The 14,049-nt window shown below is 39.0% G+C and carries 11 protein-coding genes; 6 read left to right on the forward strand and 5 right to left on the reverse strand.

The window, feature by feature from the left end; all coding sequences use genetic code 11:
* Positions 1-5: 5 nt before the first annotated feature.
* From K2F45_RS26135 to trhO, 6 genes are all read left to right on the forward strand, one after another.
* Positions 6-1,466 carry a lipopolysaccharide biosynthesis protein gene (locus K2F45_RS26135; protein WP_075990238.1) on the forward strand — a complete coding sequence of 487 codons (1,461 nt, stop codon included), beginning with the start codon at positions 6-8 and terminating at the stop codon, positions 1,464-1,466.
* Positions 1,467-2,339: a glycosyltransferase family 2 protein gene (locus tag K2F45_RS26140; protein WP_075990239.1), complete on the forward strand. Its 873-nt coding sequence runs from the start codon at positions 1,467-1,469 to the stop codon at positions 2,337-2,339.
* Between the two features lie 3 nt (positions 2,340-2,342).
* Positions 2,343-3,257: a glycosyltransferase gene (locus tag K2F45_RS26145; protein WP_075990240.1), complete on the forward strand. Its 915-nt coding sequence runs from the start codon at positions 2,343-2,345 to the stop codon at positions 3,255-3,257.
* A gap of 5 nt (positions 3,258-3,262) precedes the next feature.
* Positions 3,263-4,018, forward strand: a complete 756-nt coding sequence (locus K2F45_RS26150) for a glycosyltransferase family 2 protein (RefSeq protein WP_075990241.1) — start codon at positions 3,263-3,265, stop codon at positions 4,016-4,018.
* Positions 4,018-4,233: a DUF3820 family protein gene (locus tag K2F45_RS26155; protein ID WP_046673143.1), complete on the forward strand. Its 216-nt coding sequence runs from the start codon at positions 4,018-4,020 to the stop codon at positions 4,231-4,233. The genes K2F45_RS26150 and K2F45_RS26155 overlap by 1 nt, the downstream gene beginning before the upstream one ends.
* A gap of 95 nt (positions 4,234-4,328) precedes the next feature.
* Positions 4,329-5,315, forward strand: coding sequence for an oxygen-dependent tRNA uridine(34) hydroxylase TrhO (gene trhO, locus K2F45_RS26160; protein ID WP_075994548.1), 987 nt, complete (start codon positions 4,329-4,331; stop codon positions 5,313-5,315).
* A gap of 117 nt (positions 5,316-5,432) precedes the next feature.
* On the opposite strand, the gene K2F45_RS26165 is transcribed toward trhO, so the two are convergent.
* From K2F45_RS26165 to trmB, 5 genes are all read right to left on the reverse strand, one after another.
* On the reverse strand, positions 5,433-6,128 hold the full coding sequence (locus K2F45_RS26165; protein WP_075990242.1) for a DUF937 domain-containing protein: 696 nt from the start codon (positions 6,126-6,128) through the stop codon (positions 5,433-5,435).
* A gap of 122 nt (positions 6,129-6,250) precedes the next feature.
* Positions 6,251-7,777: a DUF5689 domain-containing protein gene (locus K2F45_RS26170; protein ID WP_075990243.1), complete on the reverse strand. Its 1,527-nt coding sequence runs from the start codon at positions 7,775-7,777 to the stop codon at positions 6,251-6,253.
* Between the two features lie 28 nt (positions 7,778-7,805).
* Positions 7,806-9,350, reverse strand: a complete 1,545-nt coding sequence (locus K2F45_RS26175) for a SusD/RagB family nutrient-binding outer membrane lipoprotein (protein WP_075990244.1) — start codon at positions 9,348-9,350, stop codon at positions 7,806-7,808.
* Positions 9,351-9,362: 12 nt separating this feature from the next.
* Positions 9,363-12,629 carry a SusC/RagA family TonB-linked outer membrane protein gene (locus tag K2F45_RS26180; protein ID WP_248932708.1) on the reverse strand — a complete coding sequence of 1,089 codons (3,267 nt, stop codon included), beginning with the start codon at positions 12,627-12,629 and terminating at the stop codon, positions 9,363-9,365.
* A gap of 633 nt (positions 12,630-13,262) precedes the next feature.
* Entirely contained in the window at positions 13,263-13,919 is a 657-nt protein-coding gene (gene trmB / locus K2F45_RS26185; protein WP_075990245.1) for a tRNA (guanosine(46)-N7)-methyltransferase TrmB, read from the reverse strand.
* Between the last annotated feature and the right edge of the window lie 130 nt (positions 13,920-14,049).

The following is a 14,049-nucleotide window of genomic DNA, read 5'->3' on the forward strand; positions in this document are numbered from 1 at the left end:
TTAGCATGTCATCGCAAACGAAAAATGACTCTTTAAAATCAAAAACAACAAAAGGACTGCTATGGGGTGGTATGGCCAGTATCATCCAGCAGTTTTTGGGCTTCGGCTTCGGCATCCTACTAAACCGTAAGCTAACAGCAGAAGATTATGGTTTAGTAGCTATGATCACCATCTTTTCTGTTCTCGCCTCCGCTTTTCAAGAAAGTGGATTTGTGTATGGAATTGTCAATAAAAAAGAAGTTGAACATAAAGATTATAACGCGGTATTCTGGACAAGTGTAGGAATTGGAACATTTATTTATATTGTTTTATTTTTTGCGGCTCCTCTTATCGCCTTATACTATAATCAACCAGTACTTGTAGAACTTAGCAGATTTACTTTTTTATCCTTTTGGCTAGGTAGCTTTGGTATTGCGCACAATGCTTACCTCTTCCGGAATTTAAAAATCAAAGAAAGAGTCATCACAGGCACCTTTGCGCTTATTGCATCAAATATAGTCGGGGTTTATTTAGCCTATAAGGACTACGCCTATTGGGCATACGCGATCCAAATTGTCTCCTATAGTGGTTTCAATATGCTTGGATTCTGGTATTTTTCCAAATTCAGACCTACTTTCCAGTTCGATTTCCGACCTATTCGCGACATTTTAGGATTCAGCAGTAAAATACTAGTCACCAATATTTTCATCAACATCAACAAGAATATATACGCAGCGATCTTAGGCCGGCATTATACCGCTGAAGAACTGGGATATACCGTGAATCCTAATCGTTGGAGCATCATGGCACAGAATATATTGACCAATATGGTCAATAATGTGACACAGCCCATTTTAAAGGAAATAGAAGATGATAAGGATAGACAAATTCGGGTTTTTCGAAAACTAATTTCCTTTACGGCCTTTTTAGCCTTTCCGATGTTATTTGGTTTAACAACTGTAGCACAAGATTTCATTACTATTGCGATCACCGATAAATGGGCACAAAGTGCCATATTTCTTCAAATATTTTGTATTGGCGCTGCATTTGATTCTGTAAGCAATGTTTTTTCCAACCTCATCATTAGCAAGGGAAAACCCGAAGTTTATATGCGGAATATCATCGTGTTTGGTCTGCTCCAAATCGCTATTCTATTCTTCGGCAAATCATTAGGTCTTGAACTACTCATTGGATTAACCTCAGCATTAAATGCCCTCTGGATATTCGTTTGGTATGCTTCCGCTAAACCTTATATGAATTATTCATTTCGTTATCTTCTGGCAGATATTTTTGCTTATGCATTATTGGCAGCTGCCAGTTGTATTGCAGCTCACTATGCCACCGCAGCTATCGCCAACCTCTATCTACGGTTTGCAAGTACAATTGGAGTGGCTGTATGTGCATATATCATTGTCAATAGAATCTTTAAACCCAGCATTTTGTTGGAATTATTCCACTATTTCCTAACAGTTATCCGAAAAAAATAGATGGCCAAGATTCTCACCATAATCGTCTCTTATAATTTTGAGCCTTGGATCCACAAGTGCTTACCCAGTCTATTGGATTCGAGCTACCCCACAGATATTTTAGTTGTCGACAACAATTCGGGAGACAATACCACACAGATCATAAAAGAAACGTATCCGACAATAAGACTAATAGAAAGTTCCGAAAATCTGGGTTTTGGAAAGGCCAACAACATCGGACTTGACATTGTTTTGAAGGAAGAATATGATTATGCATTTTTAGTCAACCAGGATGCCTGGCTGGATCGGGACTGCATCGCCAACTTAGTGAAAGTAAACGCAGACAATATCGGAATTATCTCGCCTATTCACTACGATGGAACCGAAACAACACTGGACCATGGTTTTGCTTTATATACAAAAAATGCTACTAGCGAAAATTCGCATCGCATTTGCTCTTTCGTCAACGCAGCATTTTGGTTTATCCCCAACCCAGTGATCAGAAAAGTCGGTGGTTTCGCGCCGATCTTTTTCCATTATGGAGAAGATAAGGATTATGCCAATCGCATCAAGTACTACGGGTTAAATATCATTCTCGCCGACAGGGCCAAGGCCTATCACGATAGACAACAGCGTAAAACAGACCGAAAAACCTTTCTGAAAAGCGAATTTGTATATCATTTGACAGAGTATTGCAATATCAATTATACCTTTGTAAGATCTTTTTCGATGGCCGTATTGGCGAGTCTGAAAAAAATGGGAGCTTCAATTTTTAAAGGTCATATTTTTGAAGCAAAAAGCTACTTAAACATTGCTTTTAGATTGCTGGGCAAATCGGGAGCAGTTTATCGTACTCGTCTAAGCAACAAAAAAGCATACAACAAAATCTATTGATAAATGAACAATATTGCTCCAGTCATACTTTTTGTGTACAATCGTCCTGATCATACAATAAGAACACTCTCAGCTTTAGAACAGAACAAGCTTGCAGACCAGACTACGCTTTACATTTATTCGGATGCTGCAAAAAACGAAAAATCTGTTCAAGCTGTTATTGAAGTCCGAAAGATTATCAACCAGTCCTGGAACTTTAAAGAAGTTATTATTGTCGAACGAGCAGAAAATTGGGGTTTGGCGGCCAATGTGATCGACGGAGTTACAAAAGTGGTTAATGCACATGGAAAGATTATTGTTTTGGAGGACGATCTGGAAACTGCTGTATTTGCCCTAGATTATTTCAATCAAGCACTGGAGCGCTATAAAGATCAAGATCAGGTGATGGAGATCAGCGGTTATGGTTATCCACTAAAAGATTTAAATAAACTGCCTGAGACCTTCTTTTTTCGGGTCGCCAATAGTTGGGGCTGGGCAACCTGGGACCGCGCCTGGCAACATTTCAATCCGAATATTGATGAACTTGTATCGGATTTTACGGCCGAGCAGATACATCAATTCAGTATAGAGGGAAAAGAAAACTTCTGGAAACAAGTGCAGGAATTTAAGGCCGGAAAGATCAACTCTTGGGCGATACGCTGGTATGCTTCTGTATTCAAAAAAAATGGGTTAGTTTTGTATCCAAGGAATTCGATGACACAGAATATTGGCAACGATGGTTCGGGTACACATACAGCTGCGGAAGCAACTTATCAGGTTACACTAGCAGAAAGCCCTGTACGGTATTTTCCGACGGAAATTTCAGAAAACAAGCAAGCTTATGAGGCCATCAAGTATTTCTATGCACATCGGAAAGGATCTTTATTCAACCGTGGCATCCGATTCCTGAAGAAGAAAATGAATAAATTCAATATATAAACAACATGTCTGCTCATCCCAAATTTTCGATTATAACTGTCGTTTACAACAATGTGCGTGACATAGAACACACCCTGAAATCTGTTGTCAATCAGAGCTATGATCATATAGAGTATATTGTCATTGATGGACAATCAACTGATGGAACATTAGAGATCATCCAAAAATACAGGGATAAAATCACCGTTCTACTCTCCGAAAAGGATAAGGGGATCTATGATGCAATGAATAAGGGATTAGCCTTAGCAACAGGTGATTATGTTCTTTTTCTAAATTCAGGAGATGAGATCTATGATCTCAACAGCATTGAGAATCTTGCCAAACTGAGCGATGACGCGGATATTCTTTACGGCGAAACTATCCTCGTAGATGACAATCGAAATATTATTGGTGAACGGAGGCACAAAGTTCCGGTTCATTTCGACTGGAAAAGCTTTCGATATGGTATGAATATATGCCATCAGGCCATCTATATCAAGCGGGAAATTGCCGAGCCATACGATCTCAATTATAAATTATGTGCTGATATTGACTGGGTTATTCGTTGTGCCAAAAAGGCTAAAAAAACAGTCAATGCACAGCAATATGTAGCCCGGTATCTTGTGGGCGGGATGTCAAAACAAAGACATAAGGAATCCTTGAAAGAGCGCTTCGCTATTTTCAAACACTACTATGGGACCATTCCCAATTTATTCAATCATGGCATCATCGCACTAAAAGCTATTTGGTACCGTCTTAATTATGGAAAACCCCAAGACTAATGTTAAATCCTGAAATCTTAACCGAGCTTGTTACAGTAAAGATGCCCTTTGGTAAATATCAGGGCTACACGTTATGTAACCTTCCTGAACCCTATCTAGTCTGGTATAACCAAAAAGGCTTTCCAAAGGGAAAGCTAGGCCAGCAATTAGCAACACTCTATGAAATAAAGCTTAATGGCTTGGAATACCTGCTCGAACCTTTAAAGAAAAGGTGACGACGGTCATTTTATTCCACTTATTATTTTTTGTAGCTTTGCACTAAATTTATTTTTAGCATTAAACGCCGTTTGCAGCGGTATCAATGAATATCATGACACAATATCAAACTTTGCTGTACTATTGTTACAGCCCTATCGAGGATGCCGAAAAATTTGCATCAGATCACTTAGAATTTTGTAAATCACTGGATCTAGTCGGTCGTATCATCGTAGCTGATGAAGGTCTTAATGGAACTGTTTCAGGTACTGTAGAGGCCTGTAAAAGCTATATGGATGCCATCTATGCTGATGGTCGTTTCGACAAAACAGAGTTCAAAATTGACGCTGTAAATGAACCGTCATTCATTAAAATGCATTGTCGCTATAAAGCCGAAATCGTTCACTCTGGCTTGAGAGATCCAAAAGAAATTGACCCTAACCGGCAAACCGGTGTGCACCTTGAACCGAAAGATTTCTTAGCCATGAAGGACCAAGAGGATGTGGTTGTATTGGATGTACGCTCAAATTACGAGCACAATGTTGGTCATTTTAAAAATGCTGTCACCCTAGATATTGACAATTTCCGCGAGTTCCCTGAGAAAATCAAAGAGCTTGAACAATATAAAGGAAAAAAAATATTGACATACTGCACAGGGGGTATCAAATGTGAGAAGGCATCTGCTCTTTTGTTAAAAGAAGGCTTCGAGGACGTTTATCAATTACATGGCGGAATTATCAAATACGGGAAGGAAGCTGGTGGCGAAGATTTCGAAGGCCAATGCTATGTCTTTGACAATCGTGTTACAGTTGATGTAAACTCTGTCAACCCATCTGTAGTATCGACTTGTTTTAACTGTGGCAAGCAAACCACTAAAATGATCAACTGTGCCAACCCGACTTGTAATGAACATTTCACACAATGTGATGAGTGCGGCTGGGAGATGGACGGATGCTGCTCAACAGCATGTAAAGAAAACCCCAATAAACGTGAATATGACGGAACAGGATATTATGTAAAAGTACCTCAACCCGTCAATATTGACAAAATCAGCAAAAGAAAACATAAAAATTTCCCGCCGAAAGTATCGGTCGAAGATTAATACGAATTGGACAAAAGTGATGAGGTCGGAAGCTACATACTTCCGACCTCATCACTTTTAAGATCTGCGTCATCTTAGCTTAATCCCGTACTAGCTTTTATCAGGACAAATAATAGCTTACTTTCCAAACATACCGGCTATCGAATCAAGAATATTTCCCTTCGCCTGTCCATCGTTATTTTTATCAAAAAAACTACCTGCCAGCCCGCCCAACATGTCCGTAATATTACTCCCTGCTGCTGGCTGCTCTGTTGTTTGGGCCTGTTCTTCTTGGCCACCGCCTAAAAAGGAACCCAAAATACCGCCCAACATACCACCACCAGCATTTTGTGATGTTCCACCACCTAGTACAGAACCGATTAGGTCACCAATCCCCCCGCCACTCGAAGCCTGCTTTTGTTGTCCTAGATACCCCATTACGATTGGAGCAAGTGTGGCCAGTACGCCTGTCACTTGAGAAGAGCTCAAGCCCGCTTTATCCGCAATATTCTGTGTCACGACTTCGGTATTTTGGCCAAACATATGGTTGACAATTTTATTGCCATCTTCAGATCCATTCTGCTCCGCTCCTCCCTGTCCGAATAGATCACCAATTTTATCGAGTATCCCGCTATTGCTATGCTGATCAATAGCATTGTCAATATTTTCTGCCTGCCCTTTGTTTTTCGCATTGTAGTTCAATGCAGCAATCATCAAAGGAACTGCTGCCGCTACAATCCATTTTGCTTTAGATTCACTGACACCAGTAATTTTTGAAATAGTCTCTATCGCTTTAGAGCCTACTCCGCCTGTAACTAAATCTGTTAAGTTCATAAGTCTTCGTTTATAGTTATATAATGAAGATAATAAAAATATGTTTTAGCTTTACCAATTTTTGGAATACGCTATATCCTATATAATAAATAAAGAGGCCTCAGCCCCTTTATTTATACCATCTATTGTTCAATTTTTGTCGAGAACTCATTTTCGATTTCACTCAGTGCAGAAGCCTTGGTCATTTCGATATTATTCTGAGATCGAGCAGATGTCCATCTTGCTAAAGATGTGTTATACACCCCTCCTAAACTGACAAAATAACCTACATCAGCTGTATTATATTTTAAGAAGATATTATTAGTTCCCGCCATAAAAAAAGGTTGCGACTTTAAGGATAGCGGATCAATAACGTCATAAAAATCATTGTTTGTAATACGGTAACCTTTCGTTCCATCTGTCAAGGCACCACCACCAGAGATATACATAACATCCACAGGTTTTGTTGCTTCTGTCACGTCCGTCGTATTAAACACTGCTATACCAAATGCATTACCACTATTAGCCATGAGTCCGCCAGTTTTGGTCCCAATACCATCGAAACCATCCTTAGCAACATAATCATAATTTACGACCCATTTTGCATTCGAAATATCTGTTGAACTCGATCCATTGATCAATTTATATTTTCCGCCTATATAGAAATACTGGCCTTTTGTAACAGTTCCAGAAGTGATATTCAGCTTATAAGTCCGCATTCCTCCAGTAGCCCAGCCTTTCGCAGGAACACCTGTTGGCGTAGAGGCATTTGCATTATTACTAACAATAACAGCATAAGGAGTTTTCGAAAAATCGATATCTTCAATGGCTAAAAGCTGAATATATTCATAATTTCCATCCCCTCCTTTTACATCGCTAGCGAAACCAGAAATAGCTACAGAGGTATGTTCAATCACCGAACTCAATTCCTGAATATCCGATTCTTTACGCAAAACTTCATAGGGAATGAGCTTACCCTCTGAATCTTGTTTGTTAAAGATCACACCAAAATAATTTGCAAGAACACTTAGATTTCTCTTAGCAAACTTTGCCGATGATTTCGTTTCCAAATTTAAATTACCGAACCCATCATTCAGCATTTTCTGGCCCTCTAAAATGTCTCCAGCAGCAGGTAATGGATTAAAACCGCCTTTTACGATTGCAACCAAAGTACTTTCATATTTATCCGGATTTGCCAAAATATCCTTAGCTGTCACGCGATTATTGGGAATTGGTTTATCCGAAGCGATCTTTACGATATTTGATTCCGCGATGTTTTTCAGCTGAAGAATACCATTTTCCCTGGTTAGTTCGCTCCCAACAATATTAATTTCCAACGAATCCCCTATCACGTAATTTTCAGCAGCCTTTCCCAAAGGTATTGTTATACCACGTAGTTGGTTCAGACGTCTACGATCTTGGATTACTAAATATCCCTCCGGAAAGTTTCCCTCCCGATGGTCGGAAACAACGACACCAGCAATTGTTGTAGATCCATCCAGATTATCTTTATTAATTTGTACAGGCTGTCCTTTATAAATGTTCCTGACGTCAAAAACACCAATATATGAACTAACTACGCCCCCAGGATAATTTCCTTCCTTGCTACAAGAAACAAGTGCCAGCGAGCCCATGAATCCTGCTATTATATAAAAAATATATTTTTTCATTATCTACGCATTAAAATTAAGAACCCAATTATGGTCTTTGCCACCAAACTTTTGTATCAATGGCGTCTTTGCCCTGTGTTTGCACAGCCAACTTATAATTAGTTGGATTTGCCGACTGAACATAGATCGGATAATTTAGTCTTGCCGGCATCTCACCATTATTTTTCAAGCCTGTTCCCTTAGGCAATTTCGGATAACCAGTTCTTCTAAATTCAAACCATTGCTGACAATCTACAAACAATAAGGTATAATACTTCTGTAAATGAATCATTTCCATCTTTTTCTCAAAACTGTAGCTGTCATCCCAATTTATATCGCCATTATTTAAGTAATCTTCAACAGACTCGGTATAAGTAGGCAGCCAAGTTGTGATCCCTTTCACCACCCCATCTTTATAAAGATCTCCCGGTTTATCCGTATAGAAACCTTTTAAAGCCAACTCAGCTTTAATAAATTGCACCTCTGCACAGTTCATAATCATACCTGTCAAAGGCTCATTCATCATCGTTCTAACCGCAATATTATTGACGGTTTGGTCATACGAATAAAAGTAAGATTGTTTTTCCCATCCTTCACCAGGAGCATATCCACTTGGGACCCCTACAAAATTTCCACTCACAGGGGCAATACCCAGTCGATTGACACCATTAGAACCGTAAGTAGGAATATTTATACGCGGATCATTCCATGCAACCAAATTATCAATAAAGAAACTCCCTAAAGAAGGTGTTCTAAAATCCTGTGCTCGCACATCCATAAACGGGGAAACAAAAGGTATAGTTCCAGTCCATTTGAGAATTGCAGAATCATCGTTACTCGTCATAATGGGATAAGTCGACACATTATCAACCAATATGTCGGAAATTTTAGCCTTAACAAAGCTAGCAACCTCTGCGTCCTGTTTACCCGAAACTCTTAGCAATAATCTCAAGAATAAAGAGTTGCCAAATTTCCGCCACTTACTTATATTGCCTGCGTAAATAGGATCATATTCTCCTTTAATCCCAGTGTTTTTTGCTAAAAGCGCATTAGCAGAGTCAAGCTGCCTGAAGAGATCCATGTAAATGTCTTTCTGAGCATCGAATTTTGGCTCAAGAATATCATCACTCTGCCCCTTTAATGCTTCACTATAAGGTATATCGCCGTAAGTATCCGTCAATATAGAGAATATCCATGTTTTCATGATCAATGCAATCCCCCGATAGGACGTATTATCATTCATTCCACCATCCGCAAGCTTATAAATTTCGTTAATATTGTTCAGCTCTGGATATAGTGAATTCCAAGGGCCATCTGCAACAGTATTTCTAATATCATAACGAAAAATACGATATTCTCCATCACCAATATTCACGGTAACCTGCATCAATTCATTATTAAATGAACGATTTCGTGACATATTTGAGGCTACTGCATCCCTAAATGCGGCCTGCATAAATTGATAGGGATAGGCATTTATACTATTGTTGGGGTTTGTATTGATTTCCTGGAAGTTCTTATCACAAGAATGCAGTAATACTGTTAAAGAAAGGAAAAGAACACCTAATCCAAGAAGTTTTATAGATGATTTCATAATGAATTAATATTAAAATCCAACGACTAAATTAACACCGTAAGTTCGTGTAGAAGGGAATTGAGCTATTTCAAAGCCCTTCACGATGTCTGTCCCAGATAATGTTCCAAACTCAGGATCAAAGTTTGGCCAATTAGACCAGATGACCAGATTTCGCCCATATACCCCAACAGATGCTTTTTGCAGTTTTAAACGATTGACAAAAGCTTTGGAAAAAGAGTAATCAAATCGGGCTTCTCTAAATTTGATAAAATTTGTGGAAAAGGTACTACCTTCAGCGTTATCCTGTCCATAATGTGAACGGTAGTACTCGTCGATATCCGTCGCAATGACATCATTTTTTCGATAAGTTCCATCTGCATTTTGAACCACACCATTTCCTATAATTCCACTATAACGTCCGGGCAGCGTATTCTTTGTTTTTCCCTGCTCAGCTAATTTGTAATGGGTCAAAGAATGTGAAACACCACCAAATTGCGCATCAAACAACAGGTTCAATCGAAAACCTTTATATTTAAATTCATGACCTAAACTTACTTTTCCTTTTGGAATGGTATTTCCAAGATAGACAACTTCATCAGTCAATAATGCAACACCGGTATTTGCGTCATAAACGATTTGTCCATCTGGCGATCGCTTATAACCAATGCCATACAAATCGCCCATGGATCCACCAACTTTAGCAACAAGCTGTCCTCCGGCAACAGGTCCAGTTTGCAGGATCATTGAAGAATCCGCTAAAGACATAATTTTATTCTGATTCATGGAAAATGTAGCAAAAACCTTCCAGCTGAATCCATCTTTAATCTTGATCGGCATACCATCTACAGCGAGTTCAATTCCTCTATTTCGTACTTCACCGGCATTCACCATCTTATATCTCGCGCCTGTAGATGCATCAACTACGCGTTGTAGTTGCTGATTAGAAGTATTACTTTGATAAACTGCCAAATCAAAACCAAAACGATCTCTAAACATACGAACCTCCGTACCGAATTCGACCGAACGAGTTCGTAAGGGTTGCAAATAGGGATTTACAATAACCGAAGGTATCTGTAAACCACCTGGATACTGTGGCCCTGAAGTTTCATAGGATGCATCAATCATATAAGGCTTATTTCCCCCATTTCCAACACCTGATACGGAGCCTCTCAATTTTGCATAGTTAATAATACGAGGTAATTTCCATACTTCAGAAGCTATAAAACTTGCATTTAGAGAAGGATATGTAAAATAAGTCCTTTTATCTGGAGCAAGCGCCGAAGCCAATGTACTTGCCCAGTCAACCCTATAAGTCCCATCCACAAATAGAAAATTTTTATAGGCAGCAGTAAATAAACCATAAAAACCATTTCGTTGTTCGTGGCTCTTATAGGGTAGGCTAAGCACCTGACCTTTTGCATTCGCCATTGTATAAACACCGGGGTAGGTTAGCGAATCGGCTCGCATTTCATCTTTATTGTAGCGATTATCGTTCGTACTACCACCAACTGTTGCTGAAACCTTCCAATCTTTATTGATTTCTTTATCATATTTCAATAAGAAATCTAAGGTCGTCTCATGGGAAAATATCGACTGTGTACGGTAGCTACCGAAAGGCATTTTTGCTCCAGCATCATAAGGTCGCTTTTGTTCTCTGTTCTCGTAGGCCATATCCATCGAGCTACGCAACATCAAATTCCAATTTTTATTAAACTGATAGCTTGCCTGAACATTCCCTGTGATTCCATGCCTATTCATCCCATTGATAAATTCTCTAGATATCGCGAATGGATTTTCAGGATAAGAAGAAAATGGATATTTAATCTTCTGTCCTTCTGAACCTTGCACCCAATAATCTTTTAACCAATTCATATCCGCATTGGGTTGCCAAAAAATAAACCAATACATTAGCGACTGATTTCCATATCCAGCTCCGGGTAAATTGTCAGACCATTTATTGGTATAATTTACTTTCGCATTAATTTGCAACTTATCGCTGACCTTAGAGTTTACCGACAAAGCAACTGTGTTACGTTTATATCCTGTATTGGGAACGATCCAAGTATTATTGACGTTTGTTGCCGAGAACCGTGCTGATGTCTTATCCGTTCCACCATCGATACTGACTGAATTAGTAAATGTTTTACCAACATCAAAGAAAGTTTTCAAGTTATCATATGGCTGCCAAAGTGTTCGTTCCGTTCCAACTTTCTGTGTAGCGGGGTCATATTGATAGAAATATTGTCCATCAAATTTAGGTCCATAGGCCGAACTAGTTCCAGATGTACTAGCACCATCCTCTGTTGTACCGTAAGAGTAATAATTCGAGCCTGCTAATCCCTGTCCATACTCATATTGCAAGTCAGGCATGCGGTTAATTGCTTCCAATGAAGTATTCGAATTTACCGTAACACCTATTCCCTTTTTCCCTTTTGCTCCAGACTTCGTTGTAATCATAATAGCACCATTTGCCCCACGTTGCCCATACAAAGCTGCCGCACTCGCCCCTTTTAGTACAGTCACATTCTCTATATCCTCCGGATTGATGTCGTCAATTCCCGAACCGTAATCAGCGGGCATATTGTCGGATCCCGTGCCATATGTACTTTCACCCTGATTAGCCGTTCTACGACCGCTACCATCATTTACAACAACTCCATCTACAACAATTAGAGCTCCTTTATCGCCATTAAGATCAGCTTCCCCTCTCAAGATAATCTTGGTCGAACCAGTAGGGCCTGCATTTGAGCGCATGAGATTCAATCCCGCCACTTTTCCTGATAAAGCGTCACTCCAGTTGTTGGAAAGTGCATCGGTTAATTGTTCTCCTTTTACAACAGTAGTCGCGTATCCTAACTCTTTCTCTTGTCGTTTAATCCCCAATGCAGTAACAACGACCTCTTCAAGTGCCTCAGATGTTGGATTTAACCCGATATGTACGTTGGCTTGAGCTACCTCGTAAGTTCTTGTTTGAGCCTCATAACCAATCATCTGAAAGCGAATTTTCCCACCGATTTCGATATCTACTTCAAAATTCCCGTTCCGATCCGTAGAACCTTTCGTCACTCCTCCTGAAAGTATCGATACTGATGCCAGTGGCTCGTTGGTTTTATTATCTACAACTTTTCCTTTAATTTTAATCTTCCCTTGATTAAAATAATGAAAAACGCCGTGGCCCTGTTCTAATGGAACCGCTGCCCCAGCTACATCCATATTGCAGGCAATCAATAATGCTGCAAATAGCACTTTCGAGGAGGAGTGCCGCAGATTAATTTGGATAGGGTTAATACTAAACATAGTTATTGGTGTAAATTGTTAATTTTCAATTTGGCACAAAAATATATCCCTAACAAAAAGTTTGCTTTAACTTAATGTTTTCTTTTTGTTAACAATTATTTCGAATAGTATTTCTTTTCATCACACTATTACGGTTTCAAATTTTAATAAAATGCTTCGAAGTCCACTTTGGCGGGAATTTAACGCATTAGGCACGCTTTAAAGCGATTTCTCCTTGGTTATTTTTTATTTTCAAATCGAAAATAATTAATAATATTTAAAAAACGAAATAAATCGAAATTATTTAAAGTGCATATCAAAATAAAAAAACGAGAGTGAATACATCCTAAAGGACACATAAGAGGGATAGAAAGACCGGCGAACTGAGGGTTATAAGGAAGTTTTAAGCAAATTTATCAGCTCCTTTAAGCAGCCATTTTAGTACTTCATATAGCTACGATAACTATACTACAACAATACGAGAAGCATACGGCAACTTTCCTGTATAACTACGACAAGAATAGATTCCAATAGCCACAGCTGCCAACTAGGCTAAGAATTGAGCGACCAAAGCTTTACCATCAAAGCTCCTGAAGAAAACAAAAGAGCCCAAACTTTCGCTTGAGCTCTTTATTACAATAGAAATGTAGACACTTAGGCCTTCTCGAAACTCCACTTCACATAGTTAATGTTTTTGTCATGTGCCAAATACTTCCTTTCGTAGTATGTTTTAATGGATAAAACGTCATCCACCAAGTCTGAATGGTAAAGATCCGTCGTTTCTTTATATTTTTTCAAATGCTGTAAATCGATCTGCTCCAGTGTGTAAGCATAGAAACCATCGTTATCTGTTTTCAAATTCATCATCCCCTCGGGTTTCATAATGATTTTATAACGATCTAAAAACTTTGGCCCTGTCAATCGTTTCTTTTCACGACTATCTTGCGGTTGCGGATCCGGAAAGGTAATCCAGATTTCATCAATTTCATTTTCAGCAAAATGTTCAAGGATAGTCTCAATTTGTATCCGAAGAAAAGCAACATTCCGAATCCCATCTTCCAAAGCTGTCTTGGCTCCACGCCAAATACGATTACCTTTAAAATCGATACCGATGAAATTTTTCTCCGGAAACAATCTCGCTAGATTAACAGTATACTCACCTTTACCACAAGCAAGCTCCAAAACAACTGGATTATTGTTACCAAATTGCTTCTCAGCCCATTTTCCTTTATATTCTTTGCCTGCGTCGAGTTGGATTACATTTTCAAAAGTAGCAACTTCAGCAAATTTACGTAGTTTGTCCTTTCCCATTTTTTAATAAATATCCCGCAAAAATAACCTTATATTCCCGCTAAAAAAAATAAATCTGAAGGACAGCACCAATACCGCCAATTGCGGAACAGTCCGAAGTCCGATAGCACACACATGAATGAATAAATCG

It is taken from the genome of Sphingobacterium siyangense (assembly GCF_023277505.1).
In the GTDB taxonomy this organism is placed as follows: domain Bacteria; phylum Bacteroidota; class Bacteroidia; order Sphingobacteriales; family Sphingobacteriaceae; genus Sphingobacterium; species Sphingobacterium siyangense.

Bases quoted from the DNA above. Each gene is read 5' to 3' on its own strand.
- K2F45_RS26135 (WP_075990238.1), top strand. From the start codon at position 6: ATGTCATCGCAAACGAAAAATGACTCTTTAAAATCAAAAACAACAAAA.
- K2F45_RS26140 (WP_075990239.1), top strand. From the start codon at position 1,467: ATGGCCAAGATTCTCACCATAATCGTCTCTTATAATTTTGAGCCTTGG.
- K2F45_RS26145 (WP_075990240.1), top strand. From the start codon at position 2,343: ATGAACAATATTGCTCCAGTCATACTTTTTGTGTACAATCGTCCTGAT.
- K2F45_RS26150 (WP_075990241.1), top strand. From the start codon at position 3,263: ATGTCTGCTCATCCCAAATTTTCGATTATAACTGTCGTTTACAACAAT.
- K2F45_RS26155 (WP_046673143.1), top strand. From the start codon at position 4,018: ATGTTAAATCCTGAAATCTTAACCGAGCTTGTTACAGTAAAGATGCCC.
- trhO (WP_075994548.1), top strand. From the start codon at position 4,329: ATGACACAATATCAAACTTTGCTGTACTATTGTTACAGCCCTATCGAG.
- K2F45_RS26165 (WP_075990242.1), bottom strand. From the start codon at position 6,128: ATGAACTTAACAGATTTAGTTACAGGCGGAGTAGGCTCTAAAGCGATA.
- K2F45_RS26170 (WP_075990243.1), bottom strand. From the start codon at position 7,777: ATGAAAAAATATATTTTTTATATAATAGCAGGATTCATGGGCTCGCTG.
- K2F45_RS26175 (WP_075990244.1), bottom strand. From the start codon at position 9,350: ATGAAATCATCTATAAAACTTCTTGGATTAGGTGTTCTTTTCCTTTCT.
- K2F45_RS26180 (WP_248932708.1), bottom strand. From the start codon at position 12,629: ATGTTTAGTATTAACCCTATCCAAATTAATCTGCGGCACTCCTCCTCG.
- trmB (WP_075990245.1), bottom strand. From the start codon at position 13,919: ATGGGAAAGGACAAACTACGTAAATTTGCTGAAGTTGCTACTTTTGAA.